Source organism: Microbulbifer okhotskensis, from assembly GCF_023895975.1.
GTDB classification, from domain to species: domain Bacteria; phylum Pseudomonadota; class Gammaproteobacteria; order Pseudomonadales; family Cellvibrionaceae; genus Microbulbifer; species Microbulbifer okhotskensis.
Genome location: NZ_JALBWM010000025.1, coordinates 1 through 26154, shown reverse-complemented (window position 1 = coordinate 26154; position 26154 = coordinate 1). Strand labels below are relative to the sequence as shown.

General features: G+C 51.3%; 26 protein-coding genes. 12 read left to right on the top strand and 14 right to left on the bottom strand.

What is annotated here, in order from left to right:
* Positions 1 to 6 precede the first annotated feature (6 nt).
* The 8 genes from MO867_RS08310 to MO867_RS08275 all read right to left on the bottom strand — a co-directional run bounded on the left by MO867_RS08310 (position 7) and on the right by MO867_RS08275 (position 9196).
* Complete coding sequence (locus MO867_RS08310; protein WP_252465879.1) at positions 7 to 270, bottom strand: hypothetical protein; 264 nt, start codon at positions 268 to 270, stop codon at positions 7 to 9.
* A gap of 73 nt (positions 271 to 343) precedes the next feature.
* On the bottom strand, positions 344 to 1729 hold the full coding sequence (cysG, locus tag MO867_RS08305) for a siroheme synthase CysG (RefSeq protein WP_252465878.1): 1386 nt from the start codon (positions 1727 to 1729) through the stop codon (positions 344 to 346).
* Between the two features lie 90 nt (positions 1730 to 1819).
* Positions 1820 to 3103: a serine--tRNA ligase gene (gene serS / locus MO867_RS08300; protein WP_252465877.1), complete on the bottom strand. Its 1284-nt coding sequence runs from the start codon at positions 3101 to 3103 to the stop codon at positions 1820 to 1822.
* 47 nt (positions 3104 to 3150) lie between these two features.
* Positions 3151 to 3525, bottom strand: a complete 375-nt coding sequence (gene crcB / locus MO867_RS08295) for a fluoride efflux transporter CrcB (protein ID WP_252465876.1) — start codon at positions 3523 to 3525, stop codon at positions 3151 to 3153.
* Between the two features lie 18 nt (positions 3526 to 3543).
* Positions 3544 to 4887, bottom strand: coding sequence for a replication-associated recombination protein A (locus MO867_RS08290; protein WP_252465875.1), 1344 nt, complete (start codon positions 4885 to 4887; stop codon positions 3544 to 3546).
* The gene (gene lolA / locus MO867_RS08285; RefSeq protein ID WP_252465874.1) at positions 4880 to 5491 is read right to left on the bottom strand and encodes an outer membrane lipoprotein periplasmic chaperone LolA; all 612 of its coding nucleotides are present in this window, start codon (positions 5489 to 5491) and stop codon (positions 4880 to 4882) included. The genes MO867_RS08290 and lolA overlap by 8 nt, the downstream gene beginning before the upstream one ends.
* A 94-nt stretch (positions 5492 to 5585) precedes the next feature.
* Positions 5586 to 7925 (bottom strand): DNA translocase FtsK, encoded by a 2340-nt coding sequence (locus MO867_RS08280; RefSeq protein WP_305884239.1) that lies wholly within the window; start codon positions 7923 to 7925, stop codon positions 5586 to 5588.
* Between the two features lie 191 nt (positions 7926 to 8116).
* Positions 8117 to 9196, bottom strand: a complete 1080-nt coding sequence (locus tag MO867_RS08275) for a class I SAM-dependent methyltransferase (RefSeq protein WP_252465873.1) — start codon at positions 9194 to 9196, stop codon at positions 8117 to 8119.
* Between the two features lie 425 nt (positions 9197 to 9621).
* Here MO867_RS08275 and trxB point away from each other — a divergent pair, with 425 nt between their 5' ends.
* The 4 genes from trxB to infA all read left to right on the top strand — a co-directional run bounded on the left by trxB (position 9622) and on the right by infA (position 12408).
* Positions 9622 to 10569 (top strand): thioredoxin-disulfide reductase, encoded by a 948-nt coding sequence (gene trxB, locus MO867_RS08270; protein ID WP_252465872.1) that lies wholly within the window; start codon positions 9622 to 9624, stop codon positions 10567 to 10569.
* A gap of 90 nt (positions 10570 to 10659) precedes the next feature.
* Complete coding sequence (gene aat / locus MO867_RS08265; protein WP_256473890.1) at positions 10660 to 11352, top strand: leucyl/phenylalanyl-tRNA--protein transferase; 693 nt, start codon at positions 10660 to 10662, stop codon at positions 11350 to 11352.
* Complete coding sequence (locus MO867_RS08260) at positions 11345 to 12064, top strand: arginyltransferase (RefSeq protein ID WP_252465870.1); 720 nt, start codon at positions 11345 to 11347, stop codon at positions 12062 to 12064. Before aat ends, MO867_RS08260 begins: the two co-directional genes overlap by 8 nt.
* Positions 12065 to 12189: 125 nt before the next feature.
* A complete protein-coding gene (gene infA / locus MO867_RS08255) occupies positions 12190 to 12408 on the top strand; it encodes a translation initiation factor IF-1 (protein WP_252465869.1) in 219 nt (72 codons plus the stop codon).
* Positions 12409 to 12501: 93 nt separating this feature from the next.
* On the opposite strand, the gene clpA is transcribed toward infA, so the two are convergent.
* The gene (clpA, locus tag MO867_RS08250) at positions 12502 to 14781 is read right to left on the bottom strand and encodes an ATP-dependent Clp protease ATP-binding subunit ClpA (protein ID WP_252465867.1); all 2280 of its coding nucleotides are present in this window, start codon (positions 14779 to 14781) and stop codon (positions 12502 to 12504) included.
* A gap of 134 nt (positions 14782 to 14915) precedes the next feature.
* A complete protein-coding gene (gene clpS / locus MO867_RS08245) occupies positions 14916 to 15296 on the bottom strand; it encodes an ATP-dependent Clp protease adapter ClpS (RefSeq protein WP_252465866.1) in 381 nt (126 codons plus the stop codon).
* A 265-nt stretch (positions 15297 to 15561) separates the two neighbouring features.
* On the opposite strand from clpS, the gene cspD reads away from it, so the two are divergent.
* A complete protein-coding gene (gene cspD / locus MO867_RS08240) occupies positions 15562 to 15861 on the top strand; it encodes a cold shock domain-containing protein CspD (protein ID WP_305884238.1) in 300 nt (99 codons plus the stop codon).
* A gap of 107 nt (positions 15862 to 15968) precedes the next feature.
* Here cspD and icd read toward each other — a convergent pair whose 3' ends face one another.
* Positions 15969 to 17219 (bottom strand): NADP-dependent isocitrate dehydrogenase, encoded by a 1251-nt coding sequence (gene icd / locus MO867_RS08235; RefSeq protein WP_252465864.1) that lies wholly within the window; start codon positions 17217 to 17219, stop codon positions 15969 to 15971.
* 149 nt (positions 17220 to 17368) lie between these two features.
* Here icd and MO867_RS08230 point away from each other — a divergent pair, with 149 nt between their 5' ends.
* From MO867_RS08230 to MO867_RS08205, 6 genes are all read left to right on the top strand, one after another.
* The gene (locus MO867_RS08230; RefSeq protein WP_252465862.1) at positions 17369 to 17971 is read left to right on the top strand and encodes a pseudouridine synthase; all 603 of its coding nucleotides are present in this window, start codon (positions 17369 to 17371) and stop codon (positions 17969 to 17971) included.
* A 97-nt stretch (positions 17972 to 18068) separates the two neighbouring features.
* Positions 18069 to 19214, top strand: a complete 1146-nt coding sequence (gene mnmA / locus MO867_RS08225; RefSeq protein WP_252465860.1) for a tRNA 2-thiouridine(34) synthase MnmA — start codon at positions 18069 to 18071, stop codon at positions 19212 to 19214.
* A gap of 6 nt (positions 19215 to 19220) precedes the next feature.
* Complete coding sequence (gene hflD / locus MO867_RS08220) at positions 19221 to 19859, top strand: high frequency lysogenization protein HflD (protein ID WP_252465899.1); 639 nt, start codon at positions 19221 to 19223, stop codon at positions 19857 to 19859.
* A 15-nt stretch (positions 19860 to 19874) separates the two neighbouring features.
* Positions 19875 to 21248 (top strand): adenylosuccinate lyase, encoded by a 1374-nt coding sequence (purB, locus tag MO867_RS08215; RefSeq protein ID WP_252465858.1) that lies wholly within the window; start codon positions 19875 to 19877, stop codon positions 21246 to 21248.
* Between the two features lie 133 nt (positions 21249 to 21381).
* The gene (locus MO867_RS08210) at positions 21382 to 22536 is read left to right on the top strand and encodes a cupin domain-containing protein (RefSeq protein ID WP_252465857.1); all 1155 of its coding nucleotides are present in this window, start codon (positions 21382 to 21384) and stop codon (positions 22534 to 22536) included.
* Position 22537: 1 nt separating this feature from the next.
* A complete protein-coding gene (locus MO867_RS08205) occupies positions 22538 to 22960 on the top strand; it encodes a GNAT family N-acetyltransferase (RefSeq protein ID WP_252465855.1) in 423 nt (140 codons plus the stop codon).
* Positions 22961 to 23020: 60 nt separating this feature from the next.
* Here the strand turns inward: MO867_RS08205 and MO867_RS08200 are convergent, their stop codons facing one another.
* The 3 genes from MO867_RS08200 to MO867_RS08190 all read right to left on the bottom strand — a co-directional run bounded on the left by MO867_RS08200 (position 23021) and on the right by MO867_RS08190 (position 25463).
* Positions 23021 to 23626 (bottom strand): TMEM175 family protein, encoded by a 606-nt coding sequence (locus MO867_RS08200; RefSeq protein ID WP_252465853.1) that lies wholly within the window; start codon positions 23624 to 23626, stop codon positions 23021 to 23023.
* Between the two features lie 425 nt (positions 23627 to 24051).
* Positions 24052 to 24621, bottom strand: coding sequence for a flavodoxin family protein (locus tag MO867_RS08195; protein ID WP_252465898.1), 570 nt, complete (start codon positions 24619 to 24621; stop codon positions 24052 to 24054).
* A complete protein-coding gene (locus MO867_RS08190; protein WP_252465852.1) occupies positions 24621 to 25463 on the bottom strand; it encodes an arylamine N-acetyltransferase family protein in 843 nt (280 codons plus the stop codon). Before MO867_RS08190 ends, MO867_RS08195 begins: the two co-directional genes overlap by 1 nt.
* A 463-nt stretch (positions 25464 to 25926) precedes the next feature.
* On the opposite strand from MO867_RS08190, the gene MO867_RS23950 reads away from it, so the two are divergent.
* On the top strand, positions 25927 to 26109 hold the full coding sequence (locus MO867_RS23950; RefSeq protein ID WP_373565875.1) for an alpha-hydroxy-acid oxidizing protein: 183 nt from the start codon (positions 25927 to 25929) through the stop codon (positions 26107 to 26109).
* The last annotated feature ends 45 nt before the right edge of the window (positions 26110 to 26154 follow it).

Here is a 26154-nt window from a genome sequence, read left to right as displayed (position 1 = left end):
AAGCCACTAAGCAGTTTCATCCAGAATCGCAAAAGACAGGAAAGTGGTAAAAAAAGTGAGGCTCAGGACAAAGGGCAGTATCGGAAAGCACAACATAAGTGCGGAGGATAAAATCCAAAGGTTTTTTACCCAGACTTTCTTTTGCTGATAGTGATAGGTGTAACGTCGGGTATGACTATCAAGCTCAGAAGAATCGGCAATTTCGCGTCCCGGAGGAAGAAAGAAGCGCATAATATTGGTGCAATAGAAGCGGATAAATGCAAGTAGCATTTTGAACACCACACAGAGAGTACTCTTTGAGTATAGGTACTCTCTGTATCAGCGCTTGCTGCCGCCATTACCCTCAGTCTGGCCGAAACCATTGAAGCTTTTCACGCAAGCCAACTACACCCCCAATAATGGTTAATGTTGGCGCTCGAACTTCGCTGTTTTCTGCCAGTCCAGGTAGACTGGTTAAATCCCCGACAACCACTCGCTGTTCCTGTGTCGTGCCTTTCTCAACCAAAGCGGCCGGTGTTCCCTGATCAAGCCCATGATTGATCAATTGGGCGCAAATTGTTTGCAGACCGGTGAGCCCCATATAGAAAACCAGGGTTTGTCCAGGGCCCGCAAGCTCTTTCCAGGGGAGGTCCAGACTGCCGTCTTTCAAGTGCCCGGTGATAAATCGCACGGATTGAGCGTGATCACGGTGCGTCAAAGGAATACCCGCATAACTGGCGCAACCGGAGGCCGCAGTAATACCCGGTACCACCTGAAAAGGGATTCCAGCCTCCGACAATTTATCAATTTCTTCGCCACCGCGACCAAATATAAAGGGGTCCCCTCCCTTCAGGCGCAACACCTTTTTACCATCACGGGCCAAGTTGACCAGTAACTGGTTAATATCATCCTGCGGTACTGCGTGAAACGCTTTTTTCTTACCCACGTAGATACGCTCCGCATCCCGGCGCACCAGTTCCATTACTTCCGGCGAGACCAAGCGATCGTAAAGTACAACATCCGCCTGCTGCATTAAACGCAACGCACGAAAGGTGAGAAGGTCGGGATCACCTGGTCCACCGCCTACCAGGTAAACCTCACCCACTGGGCTGGGGTTGCCTTGCCAGTCCCTTAAGGCTTTAAGAATTTCATTTTCAGCATCCTCCAGCTGACCGGCCTCTATTCGGTTAGCGACGGGTCCGGCAAACACCCACTCCCAAAAATTTTTTCGCCGGGCTTCTGGCAATGCCGCTTTGACCCTGGCACGCATCCGTGCCGCCAGGTCCACCAGCGGTCCCAGCCCTGGCGATAATAATGCTTCAAGCTGAGCGCGAATCCTCCGCGCCAGTACCGGGGCAGCCCCGCCACTGCTAATGCCGATGGAAAGGTCTCCCCGCTCAACGATGGCGGGAAAAGTAAAAGTACACAATTCCGGGGCATCTACCGCATTGACTGGCAAACGCTGGGCTTGCGCATCCGCAGATACCTGCGCATTGATTACTTCGCTATCGGATGCCGCAACCACCAACTCAGCTTGCTGTAGATAATCAACCGCATAACCTGATTTATACCACTCCCCACCGGAACCGGCAGACAACTGTCGAAGTTCATCGGTAATTTCTGGCGAAACCACTATCAGGCGTGCACCCGCCTTGTTGAGAAGGCGAGCCTTGCGGGTGGCTATTGAGCCACCACCAACAATCAGGCAGGAACGGTCTTTGACATCAAATCCGAGGGGTAAATAGCGCAACTTCTTATTCCATCAAATAGCAGGCGGGGTGAAATTCAGTTCCAATAATAAAAAAGGCGAACATAAAGCTCGCCTTTCAGGTAACTATGCTCAGGAAGCGGGGATTACTTCCTGGCCGCGCATATAGGGACGCAGCACTTCGGGAACCTCAATACTGCCATCCCCGCGTTGGTAATTTTCAAGAACCGCGATTAGGGTACGCCCAACGGCGAGGCCTGAGCCATTCAAGGTGTGCACGAGTTCCGGCTTATTGGTTTCAGGATTGCGCCAACGAGCTTTCATTCGACGCGCCTGGAAATCGCCCACCAGAGAGCAAGAAGAGATTTCGCGGTACTTGTCCTGAGAGGGAATCCAAACTTCAATATCGTAAGTTTTGCGAGCAGCAAACCCAATATCACCACCGCAAAGAATAACAGTACGGTACGGCAGGTTCAGTTTCTGCAAAATAGTTTCAGCATTTTGCGTGAGGGTTTCGAGCGCCTCTTCAGACTGATCCGGGCGGGTGACCCATACCAACTCCACTTTTTCAAACTGGTGCTGACGAATCATGCCCCGCGTATCGCGACCGTGAGAACCCGCTTCAGAACGGAAGCAGGTCGTGTGTGCTACCAGTTTGTGTGGCAGAGTCTGACCGTCTTTAACAATATGATCTCGATACATATTGGTCAACGGTACTTCTGCCGTGGGAATCAGGTAGAAACCGCGCTCGTCCTGGAGCTTAAACAGGTCTTCCTCAAATTTAGGCAACTGGGAAGTACCATATAAAGAATCGCCGTTAACTATGACCGGCACGTTGGTTTCTTTATAACCGTGCTCTTCGATATGGGTATCCAGCATAAACTGGGCCAGCGCGCGATGCAGACGAGCAACTTCACCAGTCATTACGGCAAATCGCGAACCTGTCAGCTTCACCGCCATTTCAAAGTCGAGGCCACCCAATTGAGTGCCCAAGTCCACGTGATCCTTTACCTCAAAGTCGAATCTACGCGGCTGGCCCCAGCGGCGAATCTCGACATTGTCGTCCTCACTTTTACCCTCTGGTACCGAGGCGTCTGGCAGATTTGGAATCGCGGATAAAATAGTATCCAGCTCTTCCTGCAATACAGCTAACGCGTGCTTGGCATTTTGCAATTCGCCACCGAGGGATTCGACCTCTTTCAACAGCGGAGCAATATCTTCACCGCTGGCTTTTGCCCGGCCGATATTTTTCGACTTACTATTGCGCTCGTTTTGCAGGCTCTCGGTGCGCACTTGCAATTCTTTGCGGCGCTCCTCAAGGGCTTCAAGTTTGTCAGTATCCAGTTCTACACCGCGTTTTTTCAGGGCCGCGGCCACCTGGTCCATATCCGTGCGAATCAGTTTGGGATCGAGCATCGTTTCCAGTTCGCCTGTTATCAGGCTCCTACAACAAAGAAGTTAAATTAAAAATACCTCGTCGCCAATGCGACAGCAGCTCCGGTAGCTAGCAGACAACCAATAAAGCTGCCGACAATATAGCCAATGGCCACTAAAGGCTGGCCATTGTGCCACAGTATCAGGCTTTCTAGGGAGAAAGTGGAGAAGGTGGTAAGGGCGCCAAACATCCCTGTCATCAACAGCAAGCGCCACTCCTCACCCAACATTGCGCGCTGGGCGATCAATACATAGGCGATGCCGATCAAAAAAGAACCGATAATATTGACGATCAAAGTACCTAAAGGAAACCGACCCTCAAAAACCGGATAGCTCCAGATACTAACCAGATGACGAAGTATTGCCCCAAACGCGCCACCCAGAGCGATAGCCAACCACTGCATTTACTCTCTTCCCTGCGCCTATTTCTGGTTTTTGTAACGCTGCTGGTCGCTCTTACGATTACTGTGGCGCAGCGTCTGTAACTTTTCTGAGATTTTTAACTCCAGCCCCCGAGGCACCGGATGGTAATACCGGCGGTCAGCAATTTCCTCAGGAAGATAGTTTTCGCCAGCGGCGAAGGCATCGGGCTCATCATGGGCGTAGCGGTACTCCGCCCCATGAGACAGGCTCTTCGCCAACTTGGTGGGCGCATTGCGCAAATGGACTGGGACTTCATAACTGGGATCGTGACGAACATCAGCCACCACGCGTTTGTACGCTGAATAAACCGCGTTGCTTTTTGCTGCCACTGCCAGATAAATAATGGCCTGGGCAATAGCCAGCTCTCCTTCGGGGCTTCCCAGGCGCTCTTGGACATCCCAGGCGTTCAGCGCCAATTGCAATGCTCTCGGGTCTGCATTGCCAATATCTTCGCTGGCCATACGCACTACCCGGCGGGCAACATACAAGGGGTCACATCCCCCGTCGAGCATACGCACAAACCAGTAGAGGGCAGCATCGGGATCTGAACCCCGCACCGACTTGTGCATCGCCGAAATCTGGTCGTAAAAATAATCGCCGCCTTTATCGAAACGACGAACATCTGCACTGAGCACTTCCGTGAGTACACCCTCGTCGACCACCAAGTGACCATCATCATCCCTAGCCAGGTCACAAGCGACTTCTAGCAGGTTTAGAGCGCTGCGTGCATCACCATCAGCAGCAAGGGCAATTTTGCCCAGGACTTCTTCAGAAACATTGACATTGCGCTGGCGCAGCTGATCATCAGACGCCAAAGCATATCGCAGCAGTCCCAGTAACTCCGCTTCGGGAATACTGCGTAAAAGGTAAACCCGGCAACGGGATAAGAGTGCATTATTCAGCTCAAACGCCGGATTTTCGGTAGTAGCACCAACAAAGGTCACCGTGCCCTCCTCCACATAGGGAAGAAATGCGTCCTGCTGGGCCTTGTTGAAACGGTGTACCTCATCCACAAACAGGATGGTGCCGCGACCAGATTGCATCCGGTGTTGCTCCGCCTCCGCCACTGCCTGGCGGATATCCTTGACCCCCGCAAGAACTGCGGACAAGGTGGCGAAACGGGCATCGCACTCCTGGGCCAAAAGGCGGGCAAAAGTGGTTTTCCCGACACCCGGCGGGCCCCACAGGATCATGGAATGCAGTTGCCCGCGTTCCACCGCTTCACGCAGTGGCTTGCCCTCTCCCAGCAAATGCGACTGACCCACATAGTGAGCCAGAGTTTGCGGCCGTATACGCGCTGCGAGAGGCTGATGGGTTATCGGAGAATCAAACAGGTCACTCATCTTTGATAATGTCGGTACCGGCTGGGGGCTTGAAATCGAATAAGGAAGCAGCGAGTTTTGGATTCGCCTTGAGACTGCTGAACTTGATCTTGGTGATCTGCCCCATACCATCGCGGACAGTCATAGCCGTCGGCAGGCCATTTTTGGCAAAGCGAATTTCCATTGCTTTGAAGGGTGCAGAAGGATTTTTAGGTGTCAGGTGATACCCCCCCTCTTTCAAACTTACATTAAAAGAACCTCGGATCTCCTCCACCTTCCCTCCAAGTAACAGTGCTGGGGTTTCTTTGATCCGTGCATCAACAGGCCTTACGGTCACTTGCTCCAGGTCCGGATCATAAAGCCAAAGAGTCTTATTGTTTGTTACCAATAGTTGGGCATAAGGCTCACCTGTTTTCCAGCGCAACTTGCCCGGTCTCTGCACCGAAAAACTCCCATTACTTTTTTGCGTGATTTCACCGCGCTCATCAATAAGCGTTTGCTTAAAACTACCGGAGAGAGCCGCCAGCGGCTTGAGTAAATTACTGAGATCGTCGGTGGCATCAGCCCAGGCTGCGCTGGCAGTAACACTCAGGGAAAGCAGCAGGCCATGCAGAATTCGTTTCATATTTGTGTTCCAACGTATTGATTTCCTTAAAGATTAATCCCGACTTAGTGAACAGGGGCTTAACCCATCACCCCCTCTCGGGACTAAGCTCACATCAGACTGGCGGGGGAGCCAGTACCTCCCGATTGCCGTTGTGGCCAGCAGGAGACACTACCCCAGCCGCTTCCATAGCATCGATAATTCGAGCCGCTCGATTGTATCCAATGCGCAGCTGACGCTGCACCGAAGAGATTGAAGCCTTACGCGATTTAGTGACAAAGGCAATCGCTTCATCGTAGAGCGCATCGGTTTCAGGGTCTTCTTCCTCCCCTTCTGACTGTAATCCAGGGACAGGGATACTGTTGTTGCTGTCGTCGACAATTCCATCAATATATTCGGGCTTACCGCGACGCCCCCAGTCCGCAACGACTTTGTGCACTTCGTGATCATCGACAAAAGCACCGTGTACTCGTACGGGCACGCCACTGCCCGGCGGCAGATACAGCATATCGCCATGCCCCAACAATTGCTCAGCGCCCCCCTGATCAAGAATTGTACGGGAATCTACTTTAGAGGAAACCTGGAAACCGATGCGGGTAGGGACGTTGGCTTTAATTAACCCAGTGATAACATCCACCGATGGACGTTGGGTTGCGAGCAGTAAGTGAATTCCCGCAGCGCGAGCCTTTTGGGCAATTCGGGCGATTAGCTGTTCCACTTTTTTGCCAACAATCATCATCATGTCAGCAAATTCGTCAATAACCACCACAATAGCTGGAAGAGCTTTTAAAGCCGGTGCCGTTTGCTGGTCCTCTGGCACACTGGAAGCCGGGTCAGGTTGCCAGACTGGATCTATAAGAGGCTCACCAGCTTCCTCTGCTTCCCTCACCTTCCGGTTAAAACCGGCCAGGTTGCGCACCCCCATCGCCGCCATCAGCTTATAGCGGCGCTCCATTTCACCAACACACCACCGCAAGCCATTGGCAGCATCATTCATATCGGTGATAACCGGGGTCAACAGATGTGGAATCCCCTCATAAACCGACAGTTCCAGCATCTTTGGGTCCACCAAGATAAGACGAACTTCATCCGGTGTAGACTTATACAGGAGGCTCAACAGCATCACATTGATACCTACCGACTTACCAGAACCGGTGGTACCCGCCACCAACAAATGCGGCATCTTAGCCAGGTCAGCCACGACCGGTAAACCGGAGATATCTTGGCCTAGCGCCAGAGTCAATGGCGACTTGGCATTGTCGTAAATTTCTGCCGACAGCACTTCACTGAGCCGCACCATTTGGCGGTGCTCGTTGGGAATCTCAACACCCACCACCGACTTACCCGGGATGACCTCCACTACACGCACGCTGATAACGGCGAGAGAACGGGCCAAGTCTTTTGCCAGATTGGAAATCTTACTGACTTTGACCCCTGGCGCGGGCTGGATCTCAAAGCGCGTTACTACCGGGCCGGGCAATACAGATACTACTTCGGCAACAACACCAAAATCTTTGAGTTTCAGCTCCAACAACCGGGAAAGCGCTTCGAGCGACTCCCTGGAAAAACCGGCCTTTTTATTTTCATCCGGGGCATCAAGAAGACCCAAGGGCGGCAGGGTTCCGGTGACAGGACCAGCCTTAAACAACTCCCGCTGTTTTTCCTTGGCTGCTCTGGGGCTGGTTTTTGGCTTGGGAATTACAGGTTCGATCTTTGGGGGAATTCTCTTGGCAACTCTCTGCTTCTCTTCCTCCACCACAGCTTTACGCACCACAATGGCTTCCCTGGCAACTCTCTGCTCACTGCGTTTTTGCCGCCAGCGCTGATACAAGCTTCCTATCAAACCGAACAGACCGATAACATTTCTACCAATCGTCTCAGCAAGCTTGAGCCACGATAAACCGGTAAACACCGTTACCCCAATCGCAAATACTGCCAGCAATAGAATTGTCGCTCCCACGTAACCAAGGCTGGAGCCCAGTGTCGTAGATAGTGCGCCGCCGATAATCCCACCATTCGTAAATGGCAATGGATTATCCGCTGACGCAAAGCAAAGGGTTGCGATCGCGGCACCACTGACAAGGAGCAGTAAAAGGCCGAAAACCCTCAAGGCGAACAGGGGGAAATGGAAGCGCGCATTGCGATCACGCAGGATACGATAAGCGCGTAAACCAATCAGCAGCGGAAAAAGATAAGCCATCCATCCCAATAGGGATAGGCACACATCGGCCAGCCAGGCACCTGCCGGGCCGATGGCATTGTGAATTTGCTGAGCACTGCCAGTTTGCGACCAACCTGGATCTTCCGAACTAAAACTAAGCAGGCTAATGGCCAGTAACAGAGCACCGGCCAAAAGGCTGATTAATGCCCCTTCGCGGATAAACCGGGCGATAAGGGAGTCTGGCAGTGGGTTATTTTCCGCAGAATTTTTTTCAGCTGCGCTTTCGGCCTTCAATGGCTTACCTCGATAATTCAGTATTTTTTAACGTCGGATCTTGATCCGATGAAAGTACTTCGGGCTGCAAACCGCCGGCTTTCCATCGAAATTTTGTCTTCATTGTTGCAGAAAGCAAGCCCGACAACACATTTTACAAGTTACCCTTTCCGATTCTCCCTGGCGACCACCAAAGGCGCTCCCGGTTTCTATTATCGGGAGGAGGTATCAGTAAGCGGTATATTGTCTTCCAAATTAACCGGTTTGTACGTGCGATAGATGCAATTTGGGATCATGATTGAGATATTTTGCCCGGAGTCCTCCCAGCAAACCTCATCAATGATTGCATGAGTCACTCGCTCACGCAGATAGGAATTAAGAATTTCCAGTTTGCACTTATCGCCCCCAAACTCAGTTTTTAACTTGTCCATTGTACTGTCGCGGCTATAGGTTCTGGACACCCTCTCTGTGTCTTTAAATCCGACATCCTCAAGCAAGCGTAACAGTTGATCCTCCCGGAGAAAAAAACGGTCAAATATTAACGACTCCCGATGAGTTAGTGCGCTTATCTTTTTCTTCTGCGCGCACAGCAAATCCTGTACTTCGCCTGAACCTGGCACCAAATCCCAAATTACCAAAGGGCCTCCGGGCTTGAGTATGCGGAGAGCTTCCTGTAGCACAAGGGGCTGGTCAGCCTGAGGCACCTCGTGCAGACCCATTTTGATCGCCACCGCATCAAATAATTCATTGGGGTATGGCAACCCTCGCCCATCGGCAATAGTGATATCGGTGGCTTTTAGCCTGGTGTTTTGATCAATAAGACCGAGCTGCTCGCAGTGGGAATCACACAGGCTGCACTGAATCGTTATGCCCCGCTCTTGCGCAAACTGGAACAGATAGCAACTGACAGTACCCGAGCCACACATTAGATCGAGCACCTTGCAGTCATTACCGAGCCCCAGGGCGAGGGCAAATTTTTCAAACTCTTGAGGCTGACCACAGTAGATGGCGGCTCTCTCTGGTGTCGCGACATTGTAGCCATCAGCAATGATATCGCACCTGACCTGCAGATTAAGCGATGTGAACAGGTCGATCAGGTCTGGTGGGCCATGCAGACTGGCCCTATGGTTACTGTTGGGCTCAAAGTCGATAGAAAAACGAATAGAGAAGGAATCGTCAATAATTTTGGATACAAACGCCTGAGCTTCCTCACTCAAAGTTAGAAAGGTCGTTGGGTGGCCAAGCAGATCATCCTCCAGGTTCAGGGGGATGAACTTTCTTTTATTTCGCATACTGACAACCCGTATTTAGGCCGTCTTCCTATCTGCCTAAGGCAAACGGTCGCGCAGCCTAATCTCAATTTTCAACTCTTGCGAACTCCATTCTCATTCTAATTTGTGACACCCTGTTCTCGTCAAAGAAAACACTCACACTCTTCGCTATAAGCGATTTCTCTATATTTTTCAATGCGTTATACACGCCGACCCATCTAGCCTCACAACTCTCCCAGAGCCTTAGGTAGAACGCCTAGCGAACAGGAAAAGAGACATAGAAGCTTACAATCGAACAAATAAAGGCAAACTATTTCGCCAGATCGTAAATATCGCCTATTATGTCGCCCAATTTGATAGTCTCGCCTGATCAAAAAATGGCCGGACAAGTGAACCCCCAGTCCACTGGGTAAACTTTGCAAAAAGACAGTGTTAAAGAGTGCTTCATGAGTAATAACCATCATCGACTGATCGTCCTCGGTTCAGGCCCCGCTGGCTACACCGCGGCAATCTATGCGGCGCGTGCGAACCTAAACCCAGTAGTTATCACAGGCATGCAACAAGGCGGGCAGCTGACCACGACTACAGAAGTGGAGAACTGGCCGGGCGGTATACCGGAACTGCAAGGTCCCGACCTGATGGTGCAAATGCAACAACACGCTGAGCGCTTCGATACTGAGATTATCTTCGATCATATCGAGTCCGTTGATCTCAAGCAGCGCCCTTTTACCCTGAAAGGCAATGAAACCTACACCTGTGATTCACTGATTATCGCCACGGGTGCCTCTGCGCAATACCTTGGCCTACCTTCTGAGGAAGCCTTCCAAGGTCGCGGTGTCAGCGCTTGTGCAACTTGCGATGGTTTTTTCTATCGCGATCAGAAAGTAGCCGTCATTGGGGGTGGCAACACCGCTGTTGAAGAGGCGCTCTATCTCTCCAATATCGCCAGTGAGGTAACCCTGATCCACCGTCGCGACGAACTCCGCTCGGAGAAAATCCTTCAGGATCGCCTGATGGATAAGGTGGAAAACGGCAATATCAATGTTTGCTGGAATCACACCCTGGACGAGGTGCTTGGCGATGATAACGGTGTTACCGGCCTGCGTGTTCGCAGTACTCAGGATGACTCCACCGAAGAACTGGACGTTTCTGGTGTATTTATCGCTATCGGCCATAAGCCGAATACCGGCCTCTTTGAGGGCCAGCTGGAGATGAACGGTGGCTACTTGATTGTCCAGAGCGGCCTGACCGGCAATGCTACCCAAACCTCGGTCCCTGGCGTGTTTGCTGCGGGCGACGTATCCGACCACATCTATCGCCAAGCGGTCACTTCTGCCGGTACCGGCTGCATGGCAGCTCTAGATGCAGAACGCTTCCTAGACGCTGACAAGTAAGGCGACCTGTCCGGGTAGACGCCTTCTGCCCGGATCTCCCTCCCTATCGACAGGAGTCCGGCCGTGACAGGGAATACTCAGGGCCGCCTGATGTGGCTCGACCACACCAATATCGGCTTCCCATCTACGGAAAATGCTCTGGAAGACCCCAACGGCTTACTGGCTGCTGGGGGAGACCTGACCCCAGAGTGGCTGGTTGCTGCCTACCAACGCGGTGTCTTTCCCTGGTATTCAGATGATCAACCCATCCTCTGGTGGAGCCCATCGCCCCGCTGTGTGGTTATTCCACAGGAGTTTCGCGTGGGTCGCAGTCTACGCAAATTCCTGCGAAAAGAAACTTTCTCAGTGACTTTTGACCAGGCATTCGCTCAAGTCATCGAAGGCTGCCGAGGCCCCAGGACTAATGAAACTGGCACCTGGATCACCGATGAGATGTGCGATGCCTATATCGATATGCACGAGTGCGGCCTTGCCCACTCTGTAGAAGTGTGGCGCGATGGACAACTTGTTGGCGGACTCTATGGCATAACCCTCGGGCGCGTGTTTTTCGGGGAGTCAATGTTCCACCGGGAGACAAATGCGTCAAAAGTCGCTTTTGTCCACCTCGTTCGCCAATTAGAATTGTGGGGCTGTCCATTGATTGACTGCCAGGTGGGTAACCCTCACCTCAGTAGTCTTGGTGCAGTCGAGATATGTCGTAAAGATTTCGAACAACGGCTGGAAACCGGCATTAACCTGCCGTCTTTCCCGCAGCCTTGGAAGCTTTCGTGGACTTATGGGTAAATACTCTCAGCTGGATTCAGTGCGCCTACTGGCCACCCTACCCCACCCGTGTGGCTACCTGCCCGACCGGGAGGCCACCACTGTCTTTGTAGACCCGCAGACAGAGGTGGATCAACGCCTGTATAACCGTCTCTCAGAGCTGGGGTTCAGACGCAGTGGTGCCTACCTGTATCGCCCGCAATGCGCCAGCTGTCGCGCCTGCGTCCCTGCTCGCGTACCAGTGAACCTATTTGTCCCCGACCGCAACCAGCGGCGCTGCTGGAAGCGTAATAAGGACCTGGACATCTTTCACATAGAGTCCATCGATACCGATGAACACTACGAACTTTACGCTCGATATATCGAGCAGCGCCACGCCGATGGTGAAATGTATCCACCCAGCCGCGAACAGTATCGCAGCTTCCTCAGCCAGGCTTGGGGGGCCACCCGCTATATCGAGCTGCGGGCCCGAGGTAAGCTTGTCGCTGTGGCCGTAACTGATATTCTCACCGCGGGACTGTCAGCTATCTATACTTTCTTCGATCCCAATGAGGACAAACGGAGCCTGGGCAGCTACTGTATCCTCTATCAAATTGAATGGGCTAGGCGCCTGGGATTGCCCAACCTCTATTTGGGCTATTGGATCGAGCAGTGCCATAAAATGGCCTACAAAAGCCAGTTTCGCCCGATTGAAATGCTAAAAGAAAACCGCTGGAGCCTTAAGTCGCTCTAGTTAGACTAATACTCCCTTTGCTCTATCTGGCCTTTTCGTGCAAAATGCTCGCCCGTCAAGCCGCGGCTAGGTCGAAGTGCCTCCGGGGTAAAGGTCTGATCAAGTTATTGGAAGGTTGCTGCCGCATGGCAAAAGACGATTATATTGAAATGGAAGGCGAGGTGGTCGACACCCTGCCAAACACCACTTTCCGTGTAAAACTGGAAAACGGACACGTGGTAATTGCGCATATCTCTGGAAAGATGCGCAAAAACTACATTCGCATCCTCACCGGCGACAAAGTAAAAGTGGAGCTGACTCCATACGACCTAAGCAAGGGTCGTATCACTTATCGCGCGCGTTAATTTGCGCTAAGGCCAAAGCGCCGATAGGCAATTTGGCCGGACACAAAAAAGCCACCATGCGGTGGCTTTTTTGTTGCTTATCCAACGCTGGAATCAAGCGGGAATAGCTGTCTTTATTGCCAGCTCATCATCTTCAATAGTGACGCTAACGCGCCCACCTTCTTCCGCCAACTCTCCGAAAAGAACGGCTTCTGCCAATGGCTTGCGCAACTTGTCACGAATCAACCGCGACATCGGCCTCGCTCCCATTTTCTCGTCATATCCTCGGGCAGCCAACCACTCGCGAGCCTCATCATCCACAATTAAAGTCACCCTAGAATCATCCAGCTGCGCCTGCAACTCGACGATAAATTTATCCACTACCGTTTTCACCACACTCAGAGACAGAGAGCCAAACTGGATAATATTATCGAGGCGATTGCGGAATTCCGGGGTAAACATTTTTTTGATCTCCTCCATGCCATCGGTGGAGTGATCCTGATGAGAAAAACCAATAGAACGGCGACTCATTACTTCAGCGCCAGCATTGGTCGTCATGATTAAAATAACATTACGGAAATCGGCCTTGCGCCCGTTGTTGTCGGTCAGGGTGCCGTGATCCATTACCTGCAGCAGCAGGTTAAACACCTCAGCGTGCGCTTTCTCGATCTCATCGAGCAGCACCACACTGTGTGGGTGCTTGGTGACCGAATCAGTCAAGAGGCCACCCTGATCAAAACCCACATATCCCGGTGGAGCGCCAATTAAGCGCGAAACCGTGTGGCGCTCCATATATTCAGACATATCAAAGCGTATCAACTCAATTCCCATCACCTTCGCCAACTGGCGGCAAAGTTCAGTTTTACCGACACCGGTTGGTCCAGAAAAAAGGAAGGAGCCTATCGGTTTTTCTTCGGAACCGAGACCCGCGCGGCTCAATTTGATCGCAGTACCCAGCGCGTCAATCGCACTATCCTGACCAAATACAACCATCTTCAGGTTGTCATCCAGGCGGGATAACTGTTCCTTATCTGAGGCAGAGACACTTTTTGCTGGAATTCGCGCCATCTTAGCGATGACCATCTCTATCTCGCAGACACCAATAACCTCTTTGCGATCTTCAGCAGACAACAGAGACTGGTAAGCGCCCGCTTCATCGATAACGTCAATGGCCTTATCTGGCAGGAATCGCTCAGTGATATGGCGACTGGAAAGTTGGGCAGCTGCATCCAGAGCCGCATCGGTAAAGCGAACTTTATGGTGATCCTCGAAGCAACTTCTAAGTCCCTGCAGAATTTGTACGGTCTCCTCTACCGAGGGCTCACTCACATCAATCTTCTGGAATCGGCGTGATAGGGCGCGATCTTTCTCAAAAATGCCGCGATATTCAGTGAAGGTGGTGGAGCCAATACAGCGCAGCTGACCACTGGACAGTAGCGGCTTAAGTAGATTGGAGGCATCCATAACGCCGCCCGATGCCGCTCCAGCACCGATAATCGTATGAATTTCATCAATAAACAGTACCGCGTGTTCACGCTTCTTCAGTTCGGCCAGCAGAGCCTTAAATCGCTTCTCAAAATCGCCACGGTACTTGGTGCCGGCTAACAGGGACCCCAGATCCAAGGAGTAAATCGTACTTTCCTTGAGCGGCTCAGGAATATCCTCATCTACGATGCGCCTGGCCAGACCTTCAGCAATAGCGGTCTTACCAACACCCGACTCCCCCACCAACAAGGGATTGTTCTTGCGACGGCGAGCGAGAACCTGGGTTACCCGCTCAACTTCCGGCGCCCGTCCCACCAGAGGATCGATTCGGCCGAGTATCGCTTCCTGGTTGAGGTTGGTCGCATAGCTTTCAAGCGGGTCAGAGCCGCCGGGTTCAGCCCCACCGCTAATCTCCTCATCCACCTGCTCGGGTGACGTATCGGAGCCATGATGATGATTGTTACCACTGGAACCTACACGAGAGATACCGTGGGTGATGTAATTGACCACATCTATCCGTGCAACACTCTGCTGCTTCAGATAGTAAACTGCCTGACTTTCCTGCTCACAGAAAATCGCAACCAGAACGTTGGCCCCGGTCACTTCCTTTTTGCCGGACGACTGGACGTGGAATACAGCTCTTTGCAAAACCCTCTGGAACCCGAGTGTCGGCTGGGTCTCACGATCCGTATCAGCCTCGGGGATCAATGGTGTTGTGGAGTCAACAAACTCCAGGAGTTCACGGCGCAATGCACTCAAATCCGCCCCACAAGCATGTAATACGTCTGCTGCAGATTCGTTATCCAAGAGCGCCAGCAACAGGTGCTCGACGGTCATAAACTCATGCCGTTTCGCTCGCGCACCTTTGAACGCCAGATTAAGCGTTACCTCTAAGTCCTTGCTGAGCATCTAAACCTCAAACCCTAATCGCCAATATTTCCCGCCGACTCCGCTGGTAGGCGCGCACCCTTCGCCGGCGTTTATATCCTGGCTGATTCCTTTCAGGTGACGGGACCCTTTGTTCAAAGCAGCTTTTTTCAGAATCAATCCTCTTTACTTTCATCCGCCTCAATTTCACACAAGAGGGGGTGCTCGTTCTCTTGAGCGAACTGATTGACCTGCGCGGCCTTTGTCTCCGCTATATCCCGAGTATAGACACCGCACACTGCTTTTCCCCGTGTGTGAACCTGCAACATCAACTGTGTGGCGCGCTCCCGGTTAACTGAAAAAAACAATTCCAAAGTCTCAACGACAAAATCCATGGGGGTGTAGTCATCATTGAGCATGACGACTTTATACATCGACGGCCGCTTCAACTGAGGCGGCGCTTCTTCAAGTGCCAACCCCCCATCGAAATCATCGTCGTAGGGGCGGTCGCCATCAGAGTCACTGGAGCTTAGTTTAATGATTCGCGGAGTACTCATAACATTTATCAATGAATTCTATCGAGCCCGAATATTGCAGCCAATGCAACCTTCGATGACGTGACATTGTAACCTTATTTGACCTTCGGCACAGCGACCAACGGGGAACCTTGACATTCCACCGGCTGTTGACTACAAGAGGTAGTGCCTGCTATCTCAATTGTTAGTCGCAGATAGGATCACAGTCGACTACCCAGCAGGTCAAATAAATATAAAAACTCTGTAAGGTGGCCAGGAGCCACTCAGGCAATTAGAGGGAATCGTTATGCCTACCGGTACCGTGAAGTGGTTCAACAACGCAAAGGGATATGGGTTTATTCTTGCAGATGAAGGAGGGGAAGATCTGTTCGCGCACTATTCCGCAATTCAAATGGAAGGCTATCGAACCCTAAAAGCTGGCCAACAAGTCACTTTTGATATTATCAGAGGAGACAAGGGTTACCACGCCGCAAATATCTCCGGCCTGCCTACCGATGCCAATGCATCGAGCACTCCTGCTGATTCTGACGCGGCGATCGTACAGACCGAAAAGTCCAGAGAGAAAGAAGCCGAAACTATCGATTAGTAACTGCCCAGCAGGCAAATAAAAAAAAGCCCCTCACCAGAAGTGAAGGGCTTTTTGCGTTGGGCGCGGGTCAGTGTTATCACTGGCCCAACACCCCAAATCGCAACTTAAGCCATGTGTTTAATGACTTCGCTACCAAACTCAGAGCAGGATTTCAGCTCAGCGTCGTCCATTAGACGCTCGAAGTCATAGGTTACGGTTTTGGCTTCGATAGCCCCTTCCACACCTTTAACAACCAGATCCGCAGCTTCGTTCCAACCCAAGTGGCGCAGCATCATCTCAGCAGAGAGAATCAGGGAGCCGGGGTTTACTTTGTCCTGGCCCGCATACTTAGGCGCAGTTCCGTGGGTCGCTTCGAACAGCGCAACGTCATCGGACAAGTTGGCACCCGGAGCAATACCAATACCGCCAACCTGTGCTGCCAGGGCATCGGACAGGTAATCGCCGTTCAGGTTCAGGGTAGCAATCACATCATACTCTGCCGGGCGCAACAGGATCTGCTGCAGCATGGCATCGGCAATCACGTCTTTAACAACGATCTCTTTGCCAGTCTTCGGGCTCTTAAAGCTATGCCAAGGACCGCCATCCAGAGGCTCAGCACCAAACTCGTCGCGAGCCAGCTCGTAACCCCAGTCAGCGAAGGCACCTTCGGTGAACTTCATGATATTGCCTTTGTGTACCAGGGTTACTGAGTCACGATCCTGGTCAACAGCGTACTGGATAGCCTTGCGCACAAGACGCTTGGTACCCTCAGAAGAAACCGGCTTAACACCGATACCGCAATTTTCAGAGAAACGAATCTTCTTAACACCCATCTCGTCCTGCAGGAACTTGATGACCTTCTTCGCTTCGTCGGTGTCCGCCTTCCACTCGATACCCGCGTAGATATCTTCAGAGTTTTCACGGAAAATCACCATGTCTACCTTGTTCGGCTCTTTAACCGGGGAAGGTACACCGCTGAACCAGCGAACTGGGCGCTGACATACGTACAGATCTAGCTCCTGACGCAAGGCAACGTTCAGGGAACGGAAGCCACCACCAACCGGAGTGGTCAAAGGACCCTTGATGCTGACAACGTAATCTTTGATGGCTTCGAGGGTTTCAGCGGGGAACCAGTCGCCAGCATAGGTCTCTGCCGCTTTTTCACCGCAGTAGATTTCCATCCACTCGATTTTTTTGTCGCCAGCGAACGATTTTTCTACTGCTGCATCAATTACCTTGCGCATTACCGGGGTGATATCCACTCCGATGCCGTCACCCTCGATGAAAGGAATAACCGGGCGATTCGGAACATTCAGCGAACCGTCGGAATTGACTGTAATTTTTTCGCCGTCTGCCGGCACTTGGATATGACCCATATTGCGTAAACTCCCAAAATTCTATGGCTTTTTAGGTCCAGCGTTGCTTGCACCGCTCCCCCGGGACCTTTGGGCGGGGATAAAAAACGGCCGGATTATAGCAGCCTCGGCTAATTTTTGTAGTTGGATTACAATACTCAATTTTTCTTATGACAAAGATCATTCTCCTCAATAAGCCTTTTGGCGTGTTAAGCCAATTTACGGATAGCCAAGATCGCGCCACACTGGCGAACTATATCCAACACAAAGGTTTCTACGCCGCTGGCAGGCTGGACCACGATTCTGAAGGATTACTACTCCTAACAGATGATGGAGCGCTACAACATCAGATCAGCCACCCCAAGAAAAAGGTGGCCAAAACATACTGGGCCCAAGTGGAGGGCCAGATCAGTGATGAGGGGCTTAGCTTATTGCGCGCAGGAGTTGATCTAAAAGACGGCCGTACCGCACCCGCCAAAGCCCGACGTCTATCAAATGTTGAGCTTTGGCCGCGCGTCCCGCCCATTCGCAAACGACAGTCAATTCCTACCAGCTGGCTAGAGCTGACCATCAACGAGGGCCGCAATCGCCAAGTGCGGCGTATGACTGCCGCCGTGGGCTTTCCTACCCTGCGCTTGGTTCGAATGTCTATTGGCAATTGGAAGCTTAACTCGCTTCAACCAGGCGAGTATCGACTAGAAGAAGTTTTCAGTCCGCAGAAACCCCGAGCAAAACCCTTAACAGGTCACTCTCGGCCACGCCGAAAACGATAATCTATAGCAGAAGATCAAAGCGGTCTTGGTCAGAGAGGCCTTTCACAGGTAAAATTCGCCTCCTTTTCATATCAGTGAAGTAGTAACTGTCCTTCTTATGCCTGATTTTTTGCACAACAAACAGCCAAAGCGCGTCATCGTCGGAATGTCCGGCGGTGTGGATTCCTCTGTAGCAGCACTTCTCCTGATCCAACAGGGCTATCAAGTAGAAGGCCTGTTTATGAAGAACTGGGACGAGGACGACGGGACCGAATACTGCACCGCAAAAGCAGACCTAGCCGACGCTCTGGCCGTTTGTGAAAAGCTGGGGATCAAGCTGCACACGGCCAATTTCGCCGCAGAGTACTGGGATCAAGTATTTGAGTACTTCCTGGAGGAATACAAGGCTGGGCGCACACCCAACCCAGATATTCTGTGTAACCGGGAGATCAAATTCAAAGTCTTCCTCGAATACGCCGAAGTGTTGGGAGCAGATGCGATTGCTACCGGGCACTACACCCGACGCCGCGATATCGATGGCCGCACCTACCTGCTTAAAGGTCTCGACGGCAATAAGGACCAGAGTTATTTCCTGCACGCAGTGGGAGAATCTGAGTTCGCTCGCTCCCTATTCCCTCTAGGGGAATTGGAAAAGCCTGAAGTCCGACGCATCGCTGAAGAAAATGGCTTTATCACCCACAACAAGAAAGACAGCACCGGCATCTGCTTTATCGGCGAACGCCGTTTCAAAGACTTCCTTGAACAGTACTTACCTGCACAGCCCGGTGATATGGAAACACCCGATGGTAAAATTATGGGGCGCCATGCGGGCCTTATGTATCACACCATCGGCCAGCGCCAAGGCTTGGGTATCGGCGGTGTCAAAGGCGCCGGCGACCAACCCTGGTATGTCGCCGGAAAGGATCTGGAGCGCAATGTTTTGATTGTCGCCCAAGGCGCGCATCATCCGCTCTTATATGCGACTGGTCTCGACGCAACCCAAACCCACTGGATCAATGGCACCGCTCCCGGAGAAACCTTCCGCTGCCAAGCCAAAACCCGTTATCGTCAGCCAGATCAAGACTGTACTGTTCACTTGCAAAAAAGTGGCAACCTCACAGTTGAATTTGACGAACCGCAACGTGCGATCACGCCAGGACAATCTCTGGTACTGTACGATGGTGAGATCTGCCTCGGCGGTGCAGTGATTGAGAAAGCGACAGGAGTCGGCACCTCCGTACCGGAAAAACACAAGAAAGACTAAGGAGTAATTTTGAATAACTGGCGGGATCAGGCACTGGCACTAGCCGGAATATTCCAATCCGCAACACTGGTGGAGCGCCTGGCCAAAACGGGCACTGCACCACAAGCGCAGCTGGAAATCGGGGTTCATAGCCTTTTTCAGCTCAACCCCGACCGCACCGAAGAGGTCTTTGCCGGGGCAGAAAACGTGCTGCCCGGCTTACAGGTATCCCGGCAACTGCTGCAATCGCGGCAGCACCCCGAGTACACTGACTGCTTGCGCTACGCTCTTTCAATACTCTACCTGCAGAGACAACTCAGTAAGAAAAACGACCTGCTATCTATCATTGGTAACCGCCTGGACAAAGCCAAGACCCAGGCCGAGCACTTCGCACCGACTCACGAGAACGTATTTTCCAATCTCGCTAGTATCTACAGCGACACGCTCGGCACCTTTCGCTTTCGCATCCAGGTCCTCGGCGATTTTAATTACCTACAACAGCAGCGCATTGCCAATCAAATTCGCTCCATGTTGTTTGCTGGTATTCGTTCGGCAACCCTTTGGCGACAGTTGGGTGGGCGCCGCTTACACCTACTGTTCCAACGCAAGAAACTATTGAATGCGACCAACGAACTGATCGCACATATCGAATCGACAAAAAACTAATCTCGGAGATTTACTATGACAGTTGAGCTTTCCGCCCTCACAGCGGTATCCCCTATTGATGGCCGCTACGAGAGCAAGACTGCCCCCCTGCGTGAAATTTTCAGTGAGTACGGCCTGATTCGCGCCCGCGTAGAGGTTGAAGTGCGCTGGCTTCAAAAACTCTCCGCACACAAAGAAATCGCCGAGGTCGAGACATTTGATGAAGCCGCTAACCAACTGTTGAACAGCATCGTCACAGATTTTTCCCTGGAAGATGCAAAGCGTATCAAAGAAATTGAGCGCACCACCAATCACGATGTAAAAGCAGTTGAGTACTTTCTCAAAGACAAAATCAACAGCAATGCTCAACTGGCAAATGTAAGCGAATTCGTCCACTTTGCCTGCACCTCTGAGGACATCAATAACCTGTCCCACGCTTTGATGCTAGGTGCAGGACGCGATAAAGTCATGCTGCCAGCAATGGAAGCATTGATTGCAACCATCGCAAACCTCGCACAAGAATTTGCCGATGTCCCCATGCTTTCCCGCACTCACGGCCAAACAGCCAGCCCAAGTACCGTCGGTAAAGAACTCGCCAACGTAGTGGCACGCCTGCGCCGCCAAGTGGACCAGATTACTGCCGTCCCCCTCCTCGGCAAAATCAATGGTGCGGTAGGGAACTACAATGCCCACTTATCCGCTTACCCAGATATCAACTGGGAACAAAACGCAGAAGAATTTATCTCCTCACTGGGTATTACCTGGAACCCTTACACCACCCAAATCGAGCCGCATGACTACATCGCCGAGCTGTTCGATGCTGTCGCACGCTTTAACACCATCCTGATCGACTTCGATCGCGATATTTGGGGTTATATTTCCCTCGGTTACTTCAAGCAAAAAGTGATTGCCGGTGAAGTGGGCTCTTCCACGATGCCACACAAGGTCAATCCTATCGACTTTGAAAACTCTGAAGGCAATCTCGGTCTGGCAAACGCCGTATTCCAGCACCTGGCGGCAAAACTGCCCGTCTCCCGCTGGCAGCGTGACCTGACTGATTCCACGGTACTGCGCAATATGGGTGTAGGTGCGGGTTACTCTGCGATTGCCTATGCCGCCACCATGAAAGGCTTGGACAAACTTGAAATCAACCGCGCACGCCTGGCACAAGATCTGGACAATGCCTGGGAAGTATTGGCGGAGCCCATTCAAACTGTAATGCGCCGCTACAATATTGAAGAGCCCTACGAAAAACTGAAAGCCCTTACTCGCGGCCAGGGCATCACCCGAGAAACCCTAAAGGTGTTTATCGAGAACCTGGAAATTCCTGCAGAAGCCAAAAGCCTCCTTTTGGAAATGTCCCCAGCATCCTATATCGGTAATGCTGTTGAACAGGCTCGCAAAATCTAATTGAGCCCTGCTAGCAGCCACACCAAAGTGGCTGCTAATCCTCCAATAAAACCAATGATGCCCTGAATAGCTTCCACCCACCGGAAAGTTCAGAGCTCATAACAACCCCACCTTTTTGATAGTGAGTGTTACTGTGGCCAGCCCCCTTACCCACCTCGGCGATATGCCAATCGAAGTTTTTATGCGTGATTATTGGCAACAAAAGCCTCTGCTGATACGCAATGCTTTTGCCAACTTTGAATCGCCAATTTCAGGTGAGGAGCTCGCAGGCATGGCCTTGGAGGAAGCAGTGGAGTCCCGCTTGGTTCTGGAAAATGGCAAAAGCGGCCCCTGGGAGTTGCGCACAGGCCCCTTTTCCGAAGAGGATTTTCTCTCCCTCCCACCCTCCCATTGGACTCTACTGGTACAAGCTGTAGACCAGTGGTTATCAGAAGTAGCCGAGTTAAAAGATTTTTTCCGCTTTATTCCCGACTGGCGCCTGGACGACGTCATGATCAGTTACGCCGCCGACAAAGGTAGCGTTGGCCCTCACTATGATCATTACGATGTATTCCTTCTGCAGGCAGAGGGTAAACGCTTGTGGCGGCAGGGCCCCAAAGTGGATGAATCCAGCCCTCGTCTCGGAAGCACCCCGCTTAATATCCTGAAGGAGTTCGATACGGAAAATAGTTGGGAGCTAGAGCCCGGAGATATGCTCTATCTTCCACCACAATACAGCCACTGGGGGATAGCCGAAGGCGCTTGTACCACTATTTCCTTTGGCTTTCGTGCACCTTCTGCAGCACTTATTCTCGAGGACCTCGCCGCTGAAATGGCCATGGATTTACCGGATAGCCAGCGCTATACCGATGCCGGCGCAGAAGTCTCGAGCAGCCCCGCAGAAATCGACCCCAACTCCGTCAATCGGCTGCAGCAACAACTCAGCGCGTGGTTACAACAACCCGAAAAAATTGCCCAATGGTTTGGTGCCGTTATGACGGAGGTGAAATACCCGGATACCGTCGCGCTGGACGCAGGCGATGCCGCCGACTGGCGCGAACAAATGCCCCAGGGCTTACCATTATTATTGAATCCGGCATCTCGCACAGCTTTCTGCCGCGAACCCTCCACCCTTTTTGTCGATGGCGAACCCTTCCCTGCCCCGCTGGCTTTCGCCACGAAATTTGCCGAGTCCCATGAAGTCTCCTGGCTTGATATCGAAACGTTTGCTGAAATTGCCCAACCCGACGGCTTGATTGATCAGCTGGTTTCCCAGGGTTCCTTAATCTACCCTCCAGAGGATTTTTGATATGCGGGAACTCGTACGCCACGCCAGCTGGAACAGTGACAGGCATAGAATTCGTACGATTCGAGAGGCGGTATTTATCCAGGAACAGCAAGTACCTGCTGACTTGGAGTGGGATGAGCAGGAAGAAACAGCAGAGCACTTCCTTGTTTTTTCCGACAATATAGCTGTAGGCACCGGGCGTCTCACCCCGGATGGCAAGATTGGACGTATGGCCATCAAAAAATCTTCCCGAGGCCTCGGGTTAGGGGCCGAGCTACTCAAAGTTATTTGTCATCATGCACTACAAAATGGCTATCAGCGTGTCTATTTACACGCCCAGCAGCATGCCGAAGGCTTCTATGTCAGATCCGGCTTTATCGTAGAGGGAACAATCTTTTATGAAGCCGGTATCCCCCATATCAAAATGGTGAAGGAATTAACCTAATTTTTAGCAGGGAGTCGGCATAGTACTGCAACGCCTCAGCTATGCCACTCCCCCCAATGTTTAGCCCTCCTCTACAAAAAAGTGTCGCTCAAAAAAATAGGCCAGTGGCGCTATACCCACCACATAAATCATCCAAACCACCAAGCCCCAATAGGGGTTAAACAAAGTCAATACACAGGCCAGGGCGCTAGTCACGAGCATCACAATACTTACCACAAGCACCCGATGTGCAGCCATACTGGAGCGGTTTGGCGCGATACACCACATCCCTGCAATCGCAAGCGCAGCTACGGCGTAACTGCTGGACAGTAATATCACTGACCAAGCCTGCTCCGGATACTCACCTATCAGACCTGCAGGGAAAGGAATAAATGCCACCGCCCCCAGTAGCATGAAGTTGAAACCGGTAAAACCTATCGACTTAGATTCATGATCAGACATCAAATAATTGTGAGTAAGCCAAAGCCGGCAGAGAATTGCGAAGCTCAGCAACCAGGAAAAGATATGGGGCACCTGTTGACGAAAGTTACTATAAAAATTCTCCCCAAATTTTATATCGGCCCAATCAGGGATCTGGATATTGAAAACTAGAAGCGTCATTGCAATGGCAAAGACACCGTCACTCAGGGCGTTAATACGGCAGGCCAGAAAGGATTTGTGGCGCATAGGTCACCGCTAATAGTCATTATCGCATACTCAGTAAAGCTCACCGTCAAATCAGTTCCATCAACCTCTCTGCACCACTAGCTGCCCCACTGATGACGCTTCGCGAGATATTTCTACCGTAAATTATCAACGGCTGAATGATAACGACTTGTTACGTGTATTCTTTTGTTATTGCCAATACGGGTCAAATGCCTGCGGTTAATGTGCGCCTGATTGATCGGGATCGGGTTAAGAACTCGGTCGAGCCGTCACTGGAACTTAATTTGCAGTCTGGTCTTCGGCGCTGCACCAGTAGTTCCTCTGCCAATCCACCTAGCCTTACACCTTAAGTCGTCCAAAAATTCCACGCTTTTCAATCCAGGCTCTAGATGATGGGGACAGTCATCGCAATTCCATAAGAATCGTTAGCCTGGTTCAGGCACGTTTCAAAGTCGTGAAATCCGGCTTGCCAAGTGGGCTACACGATTACCGAGGTGGCTAGCTGTGAGCCGATCCAATTCATGAATGCCCCCCGCACTCTCCGCCACAGTAACCAACCCCGACTGGCAGCCACTGCGGTTTCTGCCTTTAGGGTCTTGGCTTGGCAGAATATCGATAGGGACCCACAGCATACCCATTTGTGCAGCAAAGATTTGTAGCGTCCGTATGGTACCCAATTGATCTCCACTAGAATTACCGCCAACAGTAAATCCCGCCGCGAGCTTATCCAACCAGCTGCGATTACTGTAACGCTCACTGGCAGCATCCATAAACGCTTTGAACTGCGCAGACACCGCCCCCATAAAGGTGGGTGAGCCTAACACTACGGCCTCACATTGATCTAAATGGGTCATTAGAGCTGGGTTGTCGAAGCGCCCCTGGTGGATATCCTTCCCCTCAATTACAAGTGTAATTCCCTTGCAACCTGGCTCATTGTTGACGCCCTCAGCTACAGCCTCTGCCAGGGCTTTGCAGCTCCCTGAGATTGAGTGGTAAACAACACCGACTTGCACCATCAAACCACGCCTCCAGGAATTACCTTTTCGAATATCCTTGTCAATTTCGAATCAACCTCAGCGTCTGAAGGGACTTCGATACCAAAAATTTCTAGTAGAGTGACACGAAGTTCCTCTACATCAGCTAAGATCACAACACTTTTTGAGCCAACTACTGGCTGATAGCTTAACTGACGGTTAAATAAGGCATGGCGACCCTCTGGGAATGACCGGGCTGCTATCAAATGTTCTACAAATCGAGAGTTTGGGTGTGTGCAACAGTACCAATTGGCAATTTTATAATCGCCCAGGGTCCGTGGCCTTAGGTCAAAGCTATAAACGGGTTCCCAAGTACCTGCAATATTAACTTCCAGTAAGTAGTCTTGATCTGACAAAGTCAAACGATAGACACCATGAGGAGTACTTTGTCGAGCGCCAATATCAATTTCCAATGGTGCGGTCAATGTATTACTGCCGAACCCTGCATCCAATAAATAGCGTTTACCCTCAACTTCAACCATAAGGATCATATGGGATTGCGCAGCCGGGTGCCCGACAGGCACTTGCCAAAGCACGCGCGCAGCAAGGTCGGTGACAGCAAAGCCTATTTTCTGTAGCGCAGATCGCAGCAACGAATTCTGTTCAAAGCAGTAACCTCCACGCCTCTGCATAACAAGCTTACTTTCTATAGACTTCAGCTCAATGTCCACCGGTCGACCGAGAAATGAAGTTACATTCTCAAAAGGGATACTGCGAATATGCTGGGTCACTAATTTTCTTAAGCATTGTAGATTGGCAACTGGCCTACCACTAAAACCAATACGTTCGAGATAGTTTTCCAGGTTAATTTCTTTCGTATCCATTGTTATTTACCTCCGAATATTCTGACTTTCCAACAATGCAGAGAGAGTCTAATACCTAAACCTAGATTGAGGTCAATAGCCGCGATCAACTTTTCAGTCCTGCGATCAAACACCTTTCTTGACGAACACGAAAGCTGCCTGTATGAAACCAGTATGGTAAAAACTTCAAGACACCCTGTAACCTTTAATCGAGTCTGATTGCCGGCAAAGCTATCTAGATATATAGCAGGTGAAACCACTGTTTCTCGGGATATCCTCTGGTACTCCAAGCAAACACCGGAATGTTACAGGCATTGGGTAGCTCACAATTAACACTACGCAACTATCTCATTGAGCGCCCTCTTGCTCATACAGTTTTACAAAAAAGAAAATTGAAATTGCGCTAGACACACGAAAATTACTGGCCCAGAAATCCTCCAGAGACCATTATGGGGCAAACTAAAAGCTGGTCTCGATATTGTCTATGAGGGCAGAAATACTCTGCTTCCGAATTCATAAGGCATCAAAGACACCCCCTCAGTTTGCTTTTTTAGGGCGTTTCTTTATGTATAGCGTTTGCGCACTGGGCGATAAGGGTGCAAACCATGCGATTTATCTTTTAAAAGTGCAGCTAGTACAAATGATGCAACAGCTGGGGAGGGTGTAAATAATTCTGTGTAACCGCTCTTGCTAGTGGATTATTGGTAGTCGG